This window comes from Nocardia sp. CA-128927 (assembly GCF_050955855.1).
Taxonomy (GTDB): domain Bacteria; phylum Actinomycetota; class Actinomycetes; order Mycobacteriales; family Mycobacteriaceae; genus Nocardia.
Map to the genome: position 1 here is coordinate 20,921 of NZ_CP192087.1, position 18,670 is coordinate 39,590.

13 protein-coding genes and 1 tRNA gene are annotated in these 18,670 nt (G+C 63.7%); 3 read left to right on the plus strand and 11 right to left on the minus strand.

Features of this window, described 5'->3' with window-relative positions:
• Positions 1–12: 12 nt before the first annotated feature.
• From pglZ to ACQPW1_RS00100, 6 genes are read right to left on the minus strand one after another with little or no spacing between them, the layout of a single operon-like run.
• The gene (gene pglZ / locus ACQPW1_RS00075; RefSeq protein ID WP_433660726.1) at positions 13–2,553 is read right to left on the minus strand and encodes a BREX-1 system phosphatase PglZ type A; all 2,541 of its coding nucleotides are present in this window, start codon (positions 2,551–2,553) and stop codon (positions 13–15) included.
• Positions 2,550–4,430, minus strand: coding sequence for a BREX-1 system adenine-specific DNA-methyltransferase PglX (gene pglX / locus ACQPW1_RS00080; RefSeq protein WP_433660727.1), 1,881 nt, complete (start codon positions 4,428–4,430; stop codon positions 2,550–2,552). The genes pglZ and pglX (ACQPW1_RS00080) overlap by 4 nt, the downstream gene beginning before the upstream one ends.
• Entirely contained in the window at positions 4,387–6,066 is a 1,680-nt protein-coding gene (pglX, locus tag ACQPW1_RS00085; RefSeq protein WP_433660728.1) for a BREX-1 system adenine-specific DNA-methyltransferase PglX, read from the minus strand. Before pglX (ACQPW1_RS00085) ends, pglX (ACQPW1_RS00080) begins: the two co-directional genes overlap by 44 nt.
• Positions 6,063–9,623, minus strand: coding sequence for a BREX system P-loop protein BrxC (gene brxC / locus ACQPW1_RS00090; protein WP_433660729.1), 3,561 nt, complete (start codon positions 9,621–9,623; stop codon positions 6,063–6,065). The genes pglX (ACQPW1_RS00085) and brxC overlap by 4 nt, the downstream gene beginning before the upstream one ends.
• A complete protein-coding gene (locus ACQPW1_RS00095; RefSeq protein WP_433660730.1) occupies positions 9,617–10,243 on the minus strand; it encodes a BREX protein BrxB domain-containing protein in 627 nt (208 codons plus the stop codon). Before ACQPW1_RS00095 ends, brxC begins: the two co-directional genes overlap by 7 nt.
• Entirely contained in the window at positions 10,244–10,855 is a 612-nt protein-coding gene (locus ACQPW1_RS00100) for a DUF1819 family protein (RefSeq protein WP_433660731.1), read from the minus strand.
• Positions 10,856–11,532: 677 nt separating this feature from the next.
• On the opposite strand from ACQPW1_RS00100, the gene ACQPW1_RS00105 reads away from it, so the two are divergent.
• On the plus strand, positions 11,533–11,712 hold the full coding sequence (locus ACQPW1_RS00105; RefSeq protein ID WP_433660732.1) for a hypothetical protein: 180 nt from the start codon (positions 11,533–11,535) through the stop codon (positions 11,710–11,712).
• Positions 11,713–11,918: 206 nt separating this feature from the next.
• Here the strand turns inward: ACQPW1_RS00105 and ACQPW1_RS00110 are convergent, their stop codons facing one another.
• The 4 genes from ACQPW1_RS00110 to ACQPW1_RS00125 all read right to left on the minus strand — a co-directional run bounded on the left by ACQPW1_RS00110 (position 11,919) and on the right by ACQPW1_RS00125 (position 15,835).
• On the minus strand, positions 11,919–12,491 hold the full coding sequence (locus ACQPW1_RS00110) for a hypothetical protein (protein ID WP_433660733.1): 573 nt from the start codon (positions 12,489–12,491) through the stop codon (positions 11,919–11,921).
• A gap of 212 nt (positions 12,492–12,703) precedes the next feature.
• Complete coding sequence (locus ACQPW1_RS00115; RefSeq protein ID WP_433660734.1) at positions 12,704–15,049, minus strand: TOTE conflict system archaeo-eukaryotic primase domain-containing protein; 2,346 nt, start codon at positions 15,047–15,049, stop codon at positions 12,704–12,706.
• A gap of 148 nt (positions 15,050–15,197) precedes the next feature.
• Positions 15,198–15,602 carry a type II toxin-antitoxin system VapC family toxin gene (locus tag ACQPW1_RS00120; RefSeq protein WP_433660735.1) on the minus strand — a complete coding sequence of 135 codons (405 nt, stop codon included), beginning with the start codon at positions 15,600–15,602 and terminating at the stop codon, positions 15,198–15,200.
• A complete protein-coding gene (locus ACQPW1_RS00125) occupies positions 15,599–15,835 on the minus strand; it encodes a FitA-like ribbon-helix-helix domain-containing protein (RefSeq protein ID WP_433660736.1) in 237 nt (78 codons plus the stop codon). Before ACQPW1_RS00125 ends, ACQPW1_RS00120 begins: the two co-directional genes overlap by 4 nt.
• A gap of 1,027 nt (positions 15,836–16,862) precedes the next feature.
• Here ACQPW1_RS00125 and ACQPW1_RS00130 point away from each other — a divergent pair.
• Positions 16,863–16,970 (plus strand): DLW-39 family protein, encoded by a 108-nt coding sequence (locus ACQPW1_RS00130; protein WP_223884814.1) that lies wholly within the window; start codon positions 16,863–16,865, stop codon positions 16,968–16,970.
• Between the two features lie 3 nt (positions 16,971–16,973).
• A tRNA-Ala gene (locus tag ACQPW1_RS00135) sits at positions 16,974–17,046 on the plus strand.
• Between the two features lie 424 nt (positions 17,047–17,470).
• Here the strand turns inward: ACQPW1_RS00135 and ACQPW1_RS00140 are convergent.
• Positions 17,471–18,661 (minus strand): hypothetical protein, encoded by a 1,191-nt coding sequence (locus tag ACQPW1_RS00140; protein ID WP_433660737.1) that lies wholly within the window; start codon positions 18,659–18,661, stop codon positions 17,471–17,473.
• Between the last annotated feature and the right edge of the window lie 9 nt (positions 18,662–18,670).

Genomic DNA, 18,670 nt, shown 5'->3' on the forward strand with positions numbered 1-18,670 from the left:
GTCGCCTGTTGTTCATAGTGCGTCGAAGAATCCGCCGAATCCGCGTTGCAGAGTCACCGTGGTGGTCTTGTACTCGACCGCGGTGCCGCCGATCATCTTGTCGGCGCGGACCTGCACCGTGCGACCGTTGTACTGTTGCGCCTCTTCGCCGAGCATGAGTTCGACCGTCACGACCCGCTCCCGGATGTCCTCGGTGCGGCTGTCCAGTTCGATGGTCCGCACCGTCGAGAGTTCTTTCCCGTCGGCCCATACCCCGACCCGCAACGTGCGCCCACGTCGGGCGCCGGTTACGGCCTCTTTCTGCGTCAGGGTCACCAGGACGGTGCTCGAGGTAACGGTCTGGCTGCTCGTGGCCAGCTCGACCTCTACCTCGCTGGTGTCTTTCTTGCGCTTGGTTTGACGCAATTCGACCAGTGGAACCACGACCTCAGGAAGCGCGGCACCACCGTGCACGAAACGCGAGCCCGCCCCTGGCCGCTTCAGCCGATACAACGACCGGGGGATGAGCACCTCGAGGTCGCTGTCGTAGCCGAGCTGATCGGCCCGCCATTTGGTGAAGGCCGGGTCGGCGCGTAGGCCGCGCCCGAGGACGAATCTGCGGTTCTGGTAGACGATATCGTCACCATGCGCGGTAGCGCTCAGATTGCCCGCGTCCTGTACCGGGCTGGACTGGAACAGGAATCCATGATCGGCGGTGACCAGCACCCGGGTGGCGCGGACCTTACTGTTGAAGTGGTTTACCAGTCGGGTAATGTCCTCCAGCGCGCGCAGGCAGGCTTCGGGTGTCGCCAGATCCGTTTTCGGTTCGTCACCGGTCGCGTCGATGGTGTCGTGGTAGACCACCACACCGGCGTGGGCGGACCACAGCTCGCCGAGCGCCTCCTTGTTCAGCCGCAGCACCGACTCGAACCCGGTCGCGGCGAACCCGGCGCGCGCCCACACCTTCGCTCTGTTCGCCAAACCCGCAGTGGGTTTGCCATCCGCTCGCACAGTGTTCTCGTCGACCAATTCCAGCCGTTTGTGTGGCAACGACGCGGCCATTCCCAGCTGGGTGAACGACGGTAGCGGCGCGAGCCGCGGTTCGATGCTCGCGCTGAACCATTGGTGGTCAGCCATCCGGTCGACTAGTTCAAGGCCGACTTCGTAGCGAAACGCGTCGGAAATCACCACCAGCGTTTTCGCCTTGGCGGGCAGATCCTGGACCGCGAAAGCGGACAGCGGCGTGATACCGGGTATCCGCCACTCCTTCAGGGTGTCCACCTGCTGTTGCCAGGCGTCGGCCAGCGGCCGCTGAAAGTCTGTCGTGTAGCGATGCTCCACCCGCGTGATCAGTGCGGCGGTGAGGTCACCGGTCGCGCGATCGTGGTGGTAGAGGAAGGTTCGGTAGGCGCGGTCGGTCGCGCACCACTGCTCGCTGTAGCGGCGCACCCCGTCGGCAGGGTCGGCCATCGCGGGGGTGAACACATCGATGCGGGCCAGGCAGTCGGCAGCGGTCTCGATGGCCCGATACGCGTGCTCGGCCCCGGTGAACCAGGTGGTGAGCGCGCGCTTGCGGACCAGTGCGGCGATCCGGTCGGCGGTCACGGTATTGCCGAGCACCGCGTCGGTGAGCGCCTGAACCAGGATGGTGTCCACGATGGGGAAGACGTCGACTTCCACCAGCCGCTCGATGGATGGATAGTCCCCCCGCACGCGCTCAGCGATACCGAGTTCACTTTGTGCGTGTTCGGCCAGCGCCGTGAAGACCGGCCGTAGACCGGCATCGGCACGCCATCGCTCGAAGTCGAACCTGGCCGCGTTGGTGGCGTCGGGCCAATCCCGCCACGCCTGTTCGAACAGCCACATCGCCAGCCCCGCCACCGACGGTTGCCGATCGGCGTAGCCGTAGATGTCGGTGCAACCCGTCCAGAGGAACTCGTCGAGTCCATGCTCGACCAGTGCGTCATAGCCTGTGGTGCCGTCGGCGACGAAATCCGCGAACAGCGCCTCCACGATCCGGTGCAGGCGGTGGCTACCGGGTCCCCGCAGGCCGAGCGCGGTCGCGCTCAGGATGCCGCGCAGATGCTTGGCCAATAGCTCGGGCGCCAGCTTGGCGTCCAACTCTGCCAAGGTGACGCGCGCCGCCTCGACCGCGGCCGGGGAATCGAGCACCCGCGGATGCGCGTCCAGCACACCTTCCATCTTGCGGCCGTCCAGCCGCAATTCGTGCACGAGAATCGCAGTGGTGTCCGCGGTGAATACCCCGTATCCGACTTCCAGATCGAGCAGCCAGTTATCCCGCGCCGCCTCCCGTGGTCCGGCCCGGTACACCACATGCTTCGCCGTGCCCGCCGCATCCGCGTCAAGTGCGGCGTACAGGCCGAACTTGACCCCGAATTCGTCACCGGACACCCGATGCACGGTGACGGCCTCGAACTGCCCGGCCAGCGCCTCGGCCACCGCGTCGACGCCGGCTGCGTACTCGCCCTCGGTGTCGCGCCACACCAGCACCGGTGTGTCGTCGAAACGTTCGGCCAGCAACTCGGCGATCCGGGTCGGCGCGACCGCACTCACAGGCCGCTCACCTTCCGCACCACGCCGGACAGCTTCGGGTAGTTCTGCTTCACGCCGTCATCCAGATCCAGCGCGATCTCGGCGGTGGCGAGCGGGAACAGATGATCCTGGATCCATCCGCGCACCTCCCGGATCTGTGTGTCCAAGTCGTCACGCTCAGTGACCAGCTTGGCTGCTTCCCCCTTACCCGCCGAGGGCAGCGCATGCTCGATGGTGTCGATGCGGGCCGAAAGCTTCGCTAGATAGTCCTCGGCATAGTTCTGATGCAGCAACCCCAGCGTCGCGGGCGTATAACGGTGCAGGTAGAACAATGCGTTGAAGCCGCCCTTCGGTGAGGACGCCTGCCAATAGATGGGGCGCTTCGAGTACATCTTCACGTGGTCGTCGTAGAACTTCTCCAGGAAATACTTCCGCAACGACATCGGTTTCCCATTCCCCAGCGTGTGCTCCAGCCAGGTGACGTTGGCTGCCAGATGTTCGCGGCCGAACGCCACTGCCAAGAACGCGCGCAACCGGACAACGATATCGTCCTCGAAATAGGATTCGGCGGTAATCGGGATGATGCCGGCGTCGTCTGCGCGGAACTGGGCATCGGGCACCATCCGATCGAAATCGGCAAGGGTGGCACCCGCGTCGGCGAGGATCAGACCGGGACGATCCAAGCTGTAGCGGCCCATCATGCAGCCGACTGCGTAAGAGATCAGTTCCTTGGCGAGGTCGCGGTTGAAGAGGTTGCGGTAGTCGTCGGCGGTGCGGCTCGCGCCCTTGGTGTGGGCGTAGCGGAAGTAGGGGTTTTGGGTGAGGGAGATTCGACTGAGGGAGACATCGCAGGGGACTTCACCTTGGAGGTTGTACAGGTCGGTGAAGTATCGATTGTTCCTTTCCTCCAAATCTTGTGCGATCTCGGCCGCCGACAATGCCGCATTCCACCGGGTCTTGGCGTGCGTCTCCAGCGGGCCCTCGCCCAATGTCGCGAGCGGATTGGCGTCGAACTCCCAGGAAATCTCGTAATCGTCCCAGTCGCCGTGCGAAATTGCAGTGAGCTCATCCACGATCGGGCCGACCACCGACTGATCTGCCGGTATGACCGGAAGGTTGGCGATATGCCCGACCTCGAAATGCATTGCCGGAGACAGGATGGCGAGGAGCTGTTCGCTGACCGAAGAGTCCAGGAAGCCCATCAGCGCGGACAATGTGTCGTCTGCAGCGAAGACCGCCTGGCCGACATGGCTGAAAATGAACTCGCTCGGATATCGACGGAAGGCTGGTGCGCCAGAAGAGACGTTCGACCAGGAGACACACGGCTTGAAATATTTGTCGGGGTTGCGGAGCACGGAACGTGGGCGGAAGTCCCACAATTCCTTACCATCGTTCTCCCAGTTGATGACGTAGTCCTGATTGCCCCACCACTTGCGGAACGAACCCCCTTTATTGTGGGGGAACCATTTCCGGTGGGATTCCTCGGCGGCCCGCCGGTCGGTCATCCCGAATCCGACGCGATCGCCGGAAACCTCGAACCACTGCCGAAGGAAGCGATCGTTGTCCGCAGTCGCAAGTCCTTGCCTGGGAGAGGCGATATCCGCGAGCCGCGTGCCCTTACCGAAGGCCGCTTTCATCGCATCTGAGAGCCAGTAAACGATCGGCGATTCAGGCACTAACGCGAAATCATTCATCGCAGCCACATATTGGATCGAATTGTTCGATCCAACGACCGCGTCACTCAATGCGAGCCTTTTGCTGGCCTCGTTCTTCCCATCGACCAGCCGAATGAACACCCCCTTGTGTCCCGGACGTTTCTCTGTGTCGATCACGAATGCGGTGGTTTGAACCACTTCACCGCTGATCGAATCGAAGGCGCGGGTGCCCAGATGCGCCATCGAACTCAGGTAGCCCCAACTCGGCAGATTCGCTCGGAACTTCTTGTACGGAGGTCAGGAACATCCACGAGTGCATAGTGATCATGGCCACCGAACCGGCGGCTGTGGCGAGTTCGGCGTTGCGTTGGATGAACATGGCGTACAGGTCAGCCTTGGTCTCCGGGTACTGCTTTTTGGCGAACTCCGACAGCAGGTAACCCATATTCCCGCTACCCAGATAAGGCGGGTTGGCGACCACCACGTGATACTGCCGGTCGACCAGTGCCCGCGCCTGGCGCACCAGTACGGTGAGCCGGTCGATGGCGTTGTGGGTATACAGCGCGTGTGCACCGTGTTCGAGGACGTCGAGGTCGGCGGCGAGGGCCTCGACGGCCGCGGCGTCGACGCGCAGCAGCGAGCCGAAGGTGTCGGCATCTTTGAATGTGTACAGCAGGCGGGCGACTTCGACGGTGTCGGTGTCGGGGTTCTGGTCCGCGATCGCGGCCACGATGGCCTTCACCTCGTCCTCGGTGAACTCGATCGGGGTGAGGTGAACAATATCGGGTTGGATCTTGCGGGTCAGGAAGCGCGGGTCGCGCTCGCGGGCCTTCATGGCCAGTGCGAAGGAGGCGAGTTGGGCTGCGCGGGCGTCGATTTCGAGGCCGCGCAGGTTGTGTTGCAGGATCAGCCGGGGGATGCTGGTCGGCTCATGGCCTTCTTCTTCGTAGATCAGGTACAGCAGGTCGAAGGCATAGGTGAGCATATGGCCGGAGCCGCAGGCGGGGTCGACCAGCCGGATCTGTTCCGGGGCGGTAACCATGATGCCGGTGTCGTCTTGTCCGGCAACGGGTTCGACGTAGTACTGCATGTGGTCGCGCAGGCCGCTGGTCGGACGGGACCGCAACCACAGCCGCCCGAGGGAGTTCTCCACCAGGTAGCGCACGATCCAGTGCGGGGTGAACAGCTGGGTCACTGGGCCGAGTTCGGCGGCGTCGATCGGCACCTTGGATTCGTTGATCAGCGCCTTGAGTTCGGCATTATAGAACTGGTAAAGCCAGCCGACGACTTCGACATCGGCGCAAGCCCGTTCGTCCATCACCGCAATCGCAGCGGCTCGCACCGAGGTGGGAGCGAGGATATCGGTGGGGGTGAGCAACCGGATCCAATCGACGGCGGCGGGGAAAACTTCAGGCAGTGGGGTGTACCAGGCCCGGAACACCGCATGCAGCAGCAGTGTGTATGCCTCCAGGTCCGGGTCCGGCGAGATCCGGCGGCCGCTCAGTAGATCGCCGACCGCGGCCTGGGTTTCGGTGGGCACCAAGTCGTCGGGGAACTCGCCGGCGTGGGCGCGGGTCAGGATTTCCGGCAGCGCGAAGACCGAGCCTGGCTCGGGGGAGACTATGCGGAACGGGCCGGAGAAGTTGTCGACGTCCAGGTAACGGGCGGCGGTGAGCCGGTTGAACCAGGTGTAGGCGGCGGTTTCGGCGGCCCCATCGATGCCGCGTTTTTCCACCGCCGCGCGCAGCATCGCGATCTCGCCCGGACACTCCAACGCGGCGCCGGAGTCGGCGAGCAAATGGGTGATGCGGGTCCGCATTTGCTCGGTCAGCGTTCGGCGTGCGGTGGTCGCGAAGTCTTTCAAAGCGGCGGTATTCATCGGATAACCGTCCTTCCCTGCGCGAGGGCGGCCAGCAGGCTGTCGCGCAGCGCCGCTAGGTAGATATCGACTTGCTCTGGGGTGCGCAGCATGGCCGGGGCCCCGGTGACCGTGAGGTCACCGAGGTGCACCGTGGTCGGCCGCGAGGGGGAGGTGGTTGGACGTCGCTCGGGCGTGCCGCCGCCGCTCGGCGCGGATTCCTGGCCGGTCGGTTCCGGTGCGTCGTCCTCGGGATCGGCGGGATGCGCCGCGAGCAGCGTTTCGACGATCGCCTGGTACTTCGCCGGAATCCGGGCGTCGGCGAAGGCGAGCTGACCGCGGGTGGTCATCACGTCGATCTCGGTGAGTAGTTCGGTGAACCGAGCTTCCGCGGCGGTCTGCGCATCCACGGTGGCGTCACGGAAGGCCGGTTCGTCCCGCAGGACGCCGCGCCGCTGGTCGATCTTGTCGTGCAGGGCGGCGCGGTCGGCGGCGACCGCGGCAGACACTCGGCCGCATAGCTCCTCGGTGAGCTGTTTGATCTGTGGGATGGCGTTGCCGCGCAGGAAGTTCGGGTTGTCGAGCAGCGCACGCAGTCGGTCGATCTCGGCGGTATCGGCGAGGTCGAGTTCCTCGGCCCCGGTGTCGAGGAAGGTAGCGGCGTCGTCCACGATCTTTTTCTGCGAACCCTTGAGGAAGGCACGCACGGGATCGAGTACGTCCACCTTCACATCCAGCAGGGTGGCGGACAGGCCGGAAAGGAAACCGTCGAGATACCAGTCGTCGTCGTGTTGTTCGGTGGCGGTGCACAGCACGGTGTGTGCGTGGCGCACGCGCGGCGCGAACGGATAGTTCAAAGGGATCCAGTCCGTCACTTCGGTCAGGGTGGCCGCGAGACGGGCCCGCACCTGGCGCACCAGATCCTCGGTGCTCGACGGCGGGTCGGCGGCGTCACTGAAATCGGTGAGGAAGGCGCGCAGTGCGCGCACCTTCGCCGGATCTTGGGCACGCACCTCATCGACGATGATATTGCGATGTTTGGCCGTATTACGCAGCTCGCCGGGGATTTCGGTGCGCACCAGGACGCGCCCGTCCAAATGCAACCGGACCCGCCCGGTCTTGACGCCGTGCGCCAGGGCGACCAGTACGGCAAGCATCGACCAGCCGAACGGCGGATTGCCGAACTCGCCGACGAGGGCGGCGACGGTGGTGGTCTGTCCGGCGGTCTTCTCTTGGCGGCGCCGATTGATCACCGCCTGGGTCAGTGCGTCCAGCGAGGACGTCACCGGGAAATCCAGGGTGTGATTCTCACGCAGGATGCTCGTCAAGTCACGCTCGGCCAGGCTGACAACGCCGCGGGCCTCGTTTATGCGGGTGTATTTCGCCTCGATCACGATCTGCAAGGCGGCGTGCACCCGTTCCTTGGCCGTGCTGCCCGCGATAGCGAGCACCCCGCCGTTCTGCACGAAGGTAGCGGCGGCGACTGCCGCTCGCAGCGTGGCGCGCACCTCGCGCTCGCGGACGATATTGCGTTTGTCATGCGCATCGAGGATGCGTCGGCGGCTGTCGGGCAACGATTTCTTCAGCTGTTGCTGGTAGTAGTCCTTGGTGCGCACCGCGAGCTGAATTTCCGCGAGGGTGCGCTGATCCAGATCCAGCATCACATACACCGTTCCGGAGTATCCGGTCGAGCGCTGCTGTACGTCCTCGACAGTATCGCCACCGGAGGTGACGAAATGGATGCCGAGCGGTTCACTGCGGCCGTAACGTTCTCCGTCGAGCCAGCGCTCCAGCCCCAGATCGGTGCCGGTGGCGTCGTGGCGCACCTTCGCGCCGATCGCGGCAGCGGCGACGATCTCCTCGTTGAGTAGTTGCTTGACCGCGCCGTCGTTGAGTTCAACGGCCTTGATTGCCTTCTCGACATCCTGTTCCTCGTCGGTGAGGTAGGTGTAGGTCGAGCCGTTGCGTTGGACGTAGGTGTTGATTACCAGCCGCTGCAACGCCCGGTCGATGTCCTCGCGCAGCGCGGCGATGTTGGTGTCGATCGCAGGGGTCAGCAAGACGGCCAGTGCTTGCGGGGTAGCGTTGAACTGGTCGTTCCACTTGGTCAACAGCAGTGCCTTGAGCACCTGGACGGCCAGCGCCTTGTCCGGGCCATCGAGGTGATCCTCCGCGGTGTGCACGTTGTGCTTGACACTTGAGAGCAGCGAGTTCTCGATGCCGTCATAGAATCGGTCGAAGGTAGCCAACCGCCCGACCGGCTGGGCTTTGAGCGCTGAACCGATCTCTTTGGTCACGCCGAGCAGCGACCGTTCACCCACTGAGGCATGCTTGCCCGTGAAGCCGTCGTTATCGGATAAGCCGCGCATCGCTGCGTGGAAGAGCTCGAACTGGTAGTCCACAAACGGGTAGATGTCGATGAAGTCCGCGGCGCTGGCGTAGTTGGTGTAGGTGCGCTGGCCTTGAAAGGCGAACAGCGATCGGAATCGGTCGGCATTGCTCGCGTAGACGCGCGCCAACTCCTCGGCGCCTGGGGTGGTCTTGGCCAGAAGGCGTTTGGATACCACCTCGCGGACGTTCTTCGAATCCAGCTTGAGTTGCACGGTGAAGCGCGCCTGGATTTTGGAGAAGTCCATCTTCTGACCTTTGGTGCGGTCGCCGATGATGGTGTCCATCATTTCCTGCGAGGTCACCACCACCCAGGACCGGCCGTGGCAATGGGTGAACAGGCTTTCCGCGATGGTCTGCAGGCTCAGCATCAGCTTCTGGTTGTCACCGATGAACTGGCCGATCTCGTCGACGAAAAAGTTCAGCCGCAGGCCCGGTTCCGGTTGTGTGGCCAGCCATTGCGCGACCTCCTCGGCGAAGGATTCTATGGACACCGAATAGCTGTCCCGATAGCCGGTCAGCGGCTGGTGCACGGTGGTGCCGGTGACGTCCGTGTAAGCGAGCTCCGCGGCTTGCTCGGCAAAGACGGCCAGCTCGCGGCCCTGCGACCAGGGCTGGCCGAAATGACGTTCAAAGGCCACCTCGAATGCCGCGAGATGACCCTGCCCGGCCAGATCACGTTCGAAGCGGGCGATATAAGGTTGCTTACCGAAGTAGCCGCACGCCTCATAAAAGACCTGGACGAACACCTTGAGCAGGGCGTCGGCCTGATCCTTTTCGTGTTTGTCGACCTTCTCGTCGATATTGAACAGCAGCGACCGCGCCGGAATCGAGACCGAGCGCTGCAGCGCAGCCCGCAGGAGGGCGTCATTCTCATCGATCTTGTCCGCGAACTCCGCTGCCACGTCAACACGGGTGATCGCGCTGTCGCGAACTTCACCGAGTAGATGCGCGAGCATCTTCAGCAGGTGCGATTTACCGGAACCGAAGAAGCCGGCTATCCACACACCGTTGGACTGCGGATCCCCGGGATGGGTGTAGACCTCGAGCAGCGTGTCCAGGTGCTGGGCGATCTCGGAGGTGACAACATATTCACTGACCTCGGTGCGCAGTTGCGCGACGTTCGAGGCCTTGACCACGCCGTCGAGCGCGCGGTCGATCGGTTTGGCCAGGATGTCGTTGATCAGCATCGGGGAACCTCCTGGTCCAGCAGATCGAATGCACGGTAGTAGTCGTCGTCGGTCATCTGGTCGAACAGTTCCAGCGCCGAACCCTGTGTCGCGGACTGCTGGTAGGACCCGGGAAAAATCAACACCACCGGACGGTCAGCCAGCAGCGGTTGCAGCGTATGGAGCACTGTGTGCGCGCGCACCAGTGGGAACAGTCTGCCGATATTGGACAGCAGCAGTAGCTGCGGCGGCGGTACTTGGTCGTGCACGATCTCGGCGATCCGTGGCGCCAGATGGGTGCTGGGGGATACCACGTTGCCGACTGCCTCCGCGAAGGTCGTTTTCGGCATCGATGATTCGGCGGCCAGGATCTGTTCCAGCACGCCGGTTCCGCGCCACAGGTCGGTCGCCACCGACCACAGATCGATATCGCAGACATCTATACCCGCGCTGCGCAGCCGGGTCACCAGTCGGCCGCGTGCGGCGCCGACCCGCGGCTCATCGCCGGGCGCGTAGGTCAGGATGAAGTATGGAACCTCGTTGACCAAGCCCTTCATCTGCAGGAAGTTCGGTGACGACAGCACCAGGTAAGCATGGTCGAAACGCTCCTGGAAGGTCAGCACCTCCGCCTTACGCACCATCTAGCGCCCCCTTTGCTGCGCCACCGCGCGCAGCCGCGCGGTGTCCATCGGAAAACTCAGAAATAGCTCTTGGTCGGCGGCACGGATCACCGCCACCACGGCCGACCCGAGCTGCGCCTGCCGAACCTGTCCATCGACATCCAGATACCCCGCCTCACGAATCATGCGGAAGGTGTTCTGCCGCAACTTGATTCGCGTGGACACCGTAGCATCGCGCAGCGCGTCCGCCCAGGCGGATTGTAAATTCCAGAATGTATCGAAGTCGGCGGGGGTCACGATGGGACGCTCGCGCAGCACCGCCTGGCCGAAATCCCGCAGGAACCGATATCGCGCGCAGGCGGCGAACCACATCAGATGCCTGCCATCGTCGACCGCGCCGTGCGCAAGCAGCTCCAGACCGGGCTGCGGCAGCGTGGACAAGCGCTGCAGCACCTCCCTGGTAACCCGAGAGGTGGAGGCCGCGCTGCGCTGCTGCACCACATTGCTCGCGATCGCCTTCGCCCGTGCCGTCGCCGCGTCCGGTGCGGACAGCAGCATCTCGGCGACCGCCGCGCCTTCGACACGCAGCAATCCTCCGGTCGTGAACGACAGGCGGTAGGCGGCATCGGGCACGTAGAACCTCCGGAGTGCAGGGGGGATGCGTTGCGGTACACACCTTATGTGCAGGCGGAGGCGGGTTGATCCGATGGCGGAGGTTCGCCGGTCCATCAGCAGTCGAAGGTGGAAGCACGCCGGATCCGGCGGCACGGCGCACTCGGGATGTGTGAGCTGGTCGTGCAAGGTTCACCCACCGGGATCAGCCTCATCGGGCACCCGGGCGATCCGAGTCGTACAGAGTAACAGAACTGTCGGTGGATCGCAAACCGAGGCCGCTGCCGCTGTAGTCCGCATTGTCGTTTGCTGACGGCAGACTATGCCGGTGGGATCCGTGAGGGTCGGGTACGTCGGACGGACATTCGGTGCGGCGAGACACCGGTTTGGCGGGGAGTTACTCTGTGCCGCAATGAGAATCACGATGTGGGCAGTATCGTGGCGATCGGAGTGGCGGTGAGCGAGTACCAGTGCTACGAGTTCGTGGCCGTCGACCGTCCGTTGGACGACCGGCAGCAGGCGGCGGTGCGGGAGGTGTCGACGCGGGCTCGGATCATGAGCACTACGTTCGTCAACGCGTACCACTGGGGCAACTTCCGGGGGCAACGCGGGCCGGATGATGGAGCGGTACTACGACGCGCACCTGTATCTGGCGAACTGGGGTTCGCGGCGGATCATGCTGCGACCGCTGAAAGCGCGTGCTCGACCTCGATAGTGCTGAGCAGTACTGTCTCGACGGCCATGTGGCGGCGTGGGCTGCGGGCAAGAGCATTCTGGTGGATATGAGCAGCGAGGACGAGGACGAGGAGTGGGACCGCGACGCTGAGTCGTGGCTTCCGGCGATCCTCCAGTTGCCGAGAAGAACCGGCTGCTGGTAAGAGTAGCCAGCGACGAGGCGGCGGCCGTGCGGATGGAACCATTATGTCGTTTCCGCGGCACGTCGGATGATCCAAGAATCGAGGCGTCCACCCGGACAGTCGCCGATTTACTCGATGGCGCGGTGCGGTGAAGCAAGCCGATCACGATCTACGGGTCCAGGCGCCGTTTTTTGCTCGTGTGAGGATTTGCGTAGCGAGTTTTCCTTCTACGCCTCGAAATATAGGGTCGTCACGTCGTAGAGCACCAGCGCGATCCCAACGGCATGTGTGTGCTGGAAACATTTTCGGCCACTATGTCTCGACAGTCTCCTACGCCGATCCGGGACAGGGTGACGGTGGATCTTGACGACGCGTCGACGCCCATTTCGGTCAGCACACCGATGGTGTCGAGTTTGCTGGTCGGCTCGATGATCCGAGTCAACACCAGCGTGGCCGACCACCTCGTCGCCGACCTCGTCGCCGACCTCGTCGCCGACCTCGTCGCCGACCTCGTCGAACCCCAGCCGCTGATAGGCGCTGCGCAGTGTCTGCGACGATACCGTCGATGCGGTCACGGTCACGGTCACGGTCACGGTAGTAGCCGACCGGGGCTGGCCCGGTTCGGTAGATAACTGCAGCGCCAGCACGCCTTGACCGACATGCCAACGGTCTCTGGTTTGGGCCAATAGCAGGGCGAGTTCTTCGTCGGTCTGGGCCGAGCCGATGTATTGGATGCCTGCGACGGTACGCCCGCGTTTGTGCACGATCTGCACCGCTGGCGCCCCCGAGGCGGTCGTCACCCTGCGTATGAACAAACCGATCGAGAGGGTACCGGCCGCTCGAACAGCAGGTTTAGTAACCACATTCAGCCGCTGCGCACGCGGGGTGCGGGCGAATCTGCCCGAGTCGGTAATCGTGACGTCCCATCAGGAATGCACCGAGCAATCCTAGAGCGGCGTGTCGGCACGAGCACACTGATATGACCACAGGTTTCGGGTCAGTCGTGGTGCTGTCAGGTGTCGAGGCATTTGCGGGGATCTGGGAAGCCGAGCTCGGTGTATCCGGGTGCGCGGTCGTGGAGTGTCTTGGCGATGACGGGTGTGCGGGCGTCGTAGTAGTCGTGCACGGTGGCGGCGGTTTTGCCGGGATGCGGTCGGGTGATGCGGCCGACGTACTGAACCAAACGGCCCTTGAACTTCACCGGAGCAGCCAGGAATAGCGTGTCCAGGGCGGGGCAGTCGAAGCCTTCTCCGATGTAGGGTCCGGTGCCGACGATCAGCAGCGGGGCTCCACGGGCAAGACGAGCGGAGATGGTGTCGGCCAGCGATTTTCGTTCACGTGCGCCCACACCGCCGCGTAGAACGATGATGTTGTCGAGCCCCGCGTCGGTGAGTCGGTCGACGAGTGCGGTGAGGTGGTTGATCCAGGTTGTCAGCACGAGGATGTTCGCACCGTTGCGGTGGGCTTCGGCGACGTCGGTGACGATCTGCTGCAACCGGTCGTTATCAGCGATCAAGGCTCGATAGATCATCGCCATTCCGCCAGGCTGTGCGGGGTCGGCGTCTCCGCTGTAGGCGAATTGCGTGGGATGAACATGCAGGACAGGGTGCGGGGCCGGTGCGGTGCCGTTCGATGGCAGGTGGCCGGCTTTGGCGGCTTCGATGGTATGAGTGTGCGAGCCGAGCTGGTGGTAGATCAGGTCATCGAGCTTGTCACGGCGATACGGTGTGGCCGTCAGGCCGAGCCAATACTTGGCCGGGATCCGGTTGAGAACATCGGTGAAGGCCATCGCCGCGACATGGTGACACTCGTCGACGACGACGAACCCGTACCCAGCGGTCAGTTCGTCGACATTCGATCTGCGGGCGAGTGTGGGCAGGAGGGCGACATCGATGGCGCCGGTGGTTTTGGATCGGCCGCCACCGATCTGCCCGCATTTCACGCCGAGATGCTCTGCGATCCGGGTGCGCCACTGATCGGCCAGTGCTTTTCGGTCGACGACGATCAGGGTGGAGGTTGCTCGAGCGGCGATGGCTGCGCATGCGATGACAGTCTTGCCGGTGCCAGGTGGTGCCACGACGAGGCAGGTGTCGGCGCCTTCGATGGCGCGCAGTGCTTGGTTCTGTTCTGGACGTAGCTCTGCCGAGCAGCTGAGGTGCTGCGGAACGCCTTCGATGCGTGTGTCCTCCATATGCAGCGTGCTTCCCGCAGACTCGATGATTGTGGTCAGCAGTGGCAGTAGTCCACGGGGCAGGATCAAGTCGCCATCGAGTGTTTCGTCGTAGCTGCGCAGGAACCGGGGTGTGTCCCAGGTGCTTCGGCGTGCTCGCTGGCGGGTGAAGAACTCCGGGTTCGGGATAGAGGCGGCGTGTTTGACTGCGGAGATCATCGCCGGACCCAAGTCTGTCGCGGACAGCTGGATCCTGGCACCGAACGACGCGCGGACAAGCGCCGCGGGTCGGGGCACGATCTTTGACGAGGTCGGCATCTGCAAACGGCGGACGTCGTGGCCGAATTTCGGCTGCGGCAGCGAGGTGGCCAGTGCTGCAACATGTCTCGGGGACAGTCGCGCGATGCTGGACAGGTATGCCCATTGGTCGTCGAACGGTTCGAGGGTCGCCGGGTCCAGAAACACTGTGGTGCCATGTTGGCGGCGGGCGCCGCTCAAGGGGGCGGCGATCAGATTGCCGACGCCGCGTCCGGTGTGGGTGTCCTGCGACGGAAACAGCCGGTCATAGCTGGACAGGTTCATACAGCCACGCAACCGGATTGCTTCGCTGAGCAGCCCGGTAGCGATCCGACGCGCCGAAGCCGCCGAGGTGGAGTCAGCGAAGAAGATCCACACGTGTGCACCACGACCGGATTGCGAGACCTCGAGCGCAGCGGGAATATCTTTGGCGCGAGCGGCTTTCAGGTAGGCGAGGGCATCGAGCATGGCGGTGTCTTTGTCGAAGTCCGCCGCTACCCATGAGCATGTGTCGTCGTCGGTTAGTGGGTACAGGCCGATGTGATGTTCACCGCGCAGATGCCGCGCGATGACCTCTTCGGTGAGCTGCAGGTACGAGGCTTCGGATGGGGACATGCCTTTGTGCCAGCGACCGCGGATCGCGGGAACCCACCCTGACCGGCCGTCGCGGGGATTCTCCCAGCGGACGGCGTAGATGTCGGACCGGCACTGGAACAGCTCGGCGTAGAACTTGACCTTGGCCTGCGGTGGCGATTGCATATCGACCGGCGTCTCGGAAGCGGTCTGATCCGGTGCCGCCGCACGTGACTGTTGCTCGGTCAGCCGGAGCAGATTTCGCAATCTGGTGTTCTCTGCGCGCAGGGTGTCGAGTTCGCCGGGAAATTGTTCCACGGGCACACAGTGTGCCCGGCTGTTGGGCGGAAATGTAGCCCCGCAGGTGATTCCCTCAGCTCATGGGACGACCGCGCACGCTGTCTCAACCGAGCTGGATGGTCATGATTACATTCGCCGCCGCACTTCGAACCATTGCTGTCAATAGTCAGAGCAGGGTGACTCGGATGTCCGGCTTGGTCTGTTCGGCGGCTTTGGCCAGCCGGGCATCGAAGGTGATGAGCGGAGCATCGTGCAGGGCGGCGACCGCTAGGTAGGCCGCGTCGTATACCGAGACGTTGTGGCGCATCGCCCAGACCGTGTGCAGTAGTGCAGCATCGGTTCCGATGTAGACGATCTGCATCGCGGCGAGCGCTCGGAACGCGGCGTCGGCGTCGTTGGCGGTCAAGTGATTGCCCAACACCGCTTTGCGGAGAGTGCGCAGCACCTCCAATGGCATGTGCGCGGGAGCGATCCAGTCGTCGTCGGCGAGCATCGCGGCTCGCGCGGTGTTGCCCTGTGCCGCGGGGCTGGACAAGGTCATAACCATCACGTTCGCGTCGACGACGATCACTCGTCGTCCTCGCGGCCGCCACGAATATCCTCGACAACATCCTCAGCGTCTATGCCGAGGCTGCGGTGCCCGGTCAAGCTCTCAAGCAGATGCTTGTTCCGCTCGGCACGCAACTCTCGCTCCAGCAGGGCTCGCAGATACACCTGAGTGGACTGACCGCGGGCCGCGGCACGTGCGGCGATAGCGTCCCGTACTTCCTCGGGCACGTCCTTGATCTGAATCGCAACGACCATATCTATAGCGTACATGCGAATGGCATGCGCATGTGTCGATAGCATATCTTCGTCGACACCGGATCGAGCGCCCTTCCATCCGCGTCGGTGGAGGGAAGCCGGATTTAGTCGGGCATTGCTGGGCGAACAGTGTCGCTGAGGGGTGCTCGCGGCGAAGTGGGGCCGGATCTGGATGGCGTGCCCTGCCACTCGGATGTCGTCCATCATGTCGGCGCGGTGGTGCTCTTTTGTGGCCGCATTCATGCTGAGTGTCGGATGTTCTGAAGAGTCTTGCCTGACCCGTCATCCAGGACCCAGAAGATCCATCCGTTGCGGTTGGGGCTGACGGTCGGTTTGTAGTGCGCCACTACGGCCCCGGCTGCGCCGGTCGGTGTCTTGAAGCTCCGTCCCGCGAGCGGGCCCGATGTGATGTCGATCCGGGTTGTGACGCGGTCGTAGGTGCCGTGTGTGCGGTGACCTTCGTAGTCGGCGTAGATCGATACCTTGGTCGACGTCTCGTTATTCTCCGTTTCCGTTCTCGCCGCGGGTCCAATGAGCAGAACCAGGTGCTGGCAGTGCGAGGTCGTCTCGACCCGAATTCTTCGTGGCGTCGCGCAACGCAGGGCCATGAATCGGTGACTGTCTTCGCTACGGTCACAACGACCACGCTGCGAGTGAGCTGGCGGCAGAGATGATCGCGGGCAGGCTGGCGCGGGTGGGCGCCGAGATGTTCGCGCTGGCAGTGTGATAAGACCGGGACTCTGCTCGCCAAGATGCAGTGGTGGATGCGGGCGGACGGCGGAGGAGGGCAGGCGGTTGACGGCGCTGTCATCAACCCGCAGGCCGGCGAACACGCTGACCTGCGTGATGACGACGTCATCAGGAGAGTGGTAGTTTGGGTCGCGAAATGTAATGAAGTGCCCTGAAATGTCTGTTGATGTGCGATTACTCGGCGACAGAGGCGTTTGATCAGGGGTTTTGTGAGAGTGACGTCCAGGGTTCAAGTCCTCCCAGGCCCACTCCCGAACATCACAGTAGGGTGGGAACCATGAAGTTTCTTGTCACGGTAGGTGCCGTGGTCGCGGTTCTCATCGGCATCTCGAAGCTGCGTCAGCGCAACGACGCGGACATGTGGCACGAGGTCACCACCCGCTGACTCGGGGCCTTAGCTCAATTGGCAGAGCACTGCCTTTGCAAGGCAGGGGTTAGGGGTTCGATTCCCCTAGGCTCCACTTCACTCGTCAACGAGCCCTGCACGCAAAAAGCGCGTGCCGGGCTCGTTTCGTTCGTGTCTTGTGGGGGCGGAGCCCCCACACCCCGCCCCGGAGGGGCTTCGCCCCCCGGACCCCCCTTTTAGGTGAACTATCCCGGACCGTGTGCTGGGTCGTTTGATTGCCGGGCAGGTTTACCCAGGGGCGCCTCCCCGGTTCGCCTACCCATAATCGCTTCCCAGGTCTGCTTGGTTGGTCCACCTATCGGTTCTGCGCTGGCTCGTTGACCGCTAGCCAGGCTCGATTCGGGACCACCTTCCAGGCTTTCCTCACTCTGAAACGGGGTCCAGATCCCCTTCATGGGTACATCTCTCATCGCTGATCAGGCGAAAACCTCAGCACCCCAACCCATCCTGAGTGGACGGGCTGGGTGCTCTTCGCTGTTTCAGCGGGAGATTGCTGCGGCCTCTAGGCGGGCCAGGGTTTCGGGGGTTGGCCAGTGGCGGATTTCGTAGCGGCGGGGGGTCATGTTGGGGATCGGGGTCAGGCCCGCTATCTCTGCTACTGCGGCGAAGGGGGCTTCGAAGAGGGTGGTCATTTGACCGTTTTCCTCTGTGCAGAAGATGATTCGGTCGGCTTCGGGGAGGAGGTATTCGACGTCTTTGCCCCAGATGGTGGCGGTGTAGGGGCCGGTTTCGTCGGAGACGTACATGACCGAACCTGCGAAGGCGGGGGCCAGGTCGTCGTGGTCGGGGTAGGCGAGGTGGAGGTCTACTGCCTCCTCCAGGGCCGTGGCCTGGGCGCTGTATTCGGTTACGGCTAAACCACATCGGGCGCGTAGGGCTTGGGCGCGGTGGCGGTGGTCGGGGGACTGGTCCAGCGGGATGACGGTGCCGTGGTCGTCGACTGTGTACGCCTGCGGGGAGATGGGGCGGACTGCGTCGCGGTATTGCTGTTCGACGTGGTCGAAGAGGGGAGCGAGGTCGTCGAGGTCGGGGACGATGATGAGGGTGTCGACGTCGGGGATGAAGGCGATGGGGCGGTGGGTGCCGTCGCCGGAGGCGGCGAGCCAGCCGGGGACCAGGGGCCAGGAGGTGCAGTAGCCGTCGCCGTTGTCGGCGAAGCGGATCAGGCCGGATCCCTGGTATCCGGTGGAACCGACCAGGGCGGTGAGGTTTTCGCGTGCGGCGGCGAACACTTCGTCTGCGCTGACGCCCCAGCCTTGCAATGTCGCGGTGGAGACGATCGAGCGGGAGTGGGGTCTGTCGACCGCGACCAACTCGTCGATGAAGGGGAATGCGGGGCGGGTGATCGGCTGCATGCCGTCGGTCGGGGTGCTGATCCCGAAGGTATTGGGGCGCAGGATCGGTCGCAGCATGGCACGGACCGCGGGCCAGGTGTCCGGCTGGTCGTCGTCCTTGATGCTGGCGACGAAGTTCGCGATTCGTCCGTCCCGCTCGGCCTCCGGGAGTTCCGCGGTCTCCCGGAAGATATTGCTGAGGTACAGGTCCAGGCTGCCGACGACGATCTTGAAGTCGTCGGGGTGGTACTCCGCGTCGTGCTCGCCGCTGGCGGTCAGTTGGTGCAGGACGAGCGCCGCGAACTGGTCGGCGTCGACCCCGAATTTCTCCTCCACGCGGCCACC

Coding starts and splice junctions, on each gene's coding strand:
- pglX (WP_433660727.1), bottom strand. CDS start 4,430: ATGGCGCATCTGGGCACCCGCGCCTTCGATTCGATCAGCGGTGAAGTG.
- ACQPW1_RS00130 (WP_223884814.1), top strand. CDS start 16,863: ATGAAGTTTCTTGTCACGGTAGGTGCCGTGGTCGCGGTTCTCATCGGC.
- ACQPW1_RS00125 (WP_433660736.1), bottom strand. CDS start 15,835: ATGGTCGTTGCGATTCAGATCAAGGACGTGCCCGAGGAAGTACGGGAC.
- brxC (WP_433660729.1), bottom strand. CDS start 9,623: ATGCTGATCAACGACATCCTGGCCAAACCGATCGACCGCGCGCTCGAC.
- ACQPW1_RS00095 (WP_433660730.1), bottom strand. CDS start 10,243: ATGGTGCGTAAGGCGGAGGTGCTGACCTTCCAGGAGCGTTTCGACCAT.
- pglX (WP_433660728.1), bottom strand. CDS start 6,066: ATGAATACCGCCGCTTTGAAAGACTTCGCGACCACCGCACGCCGAACG.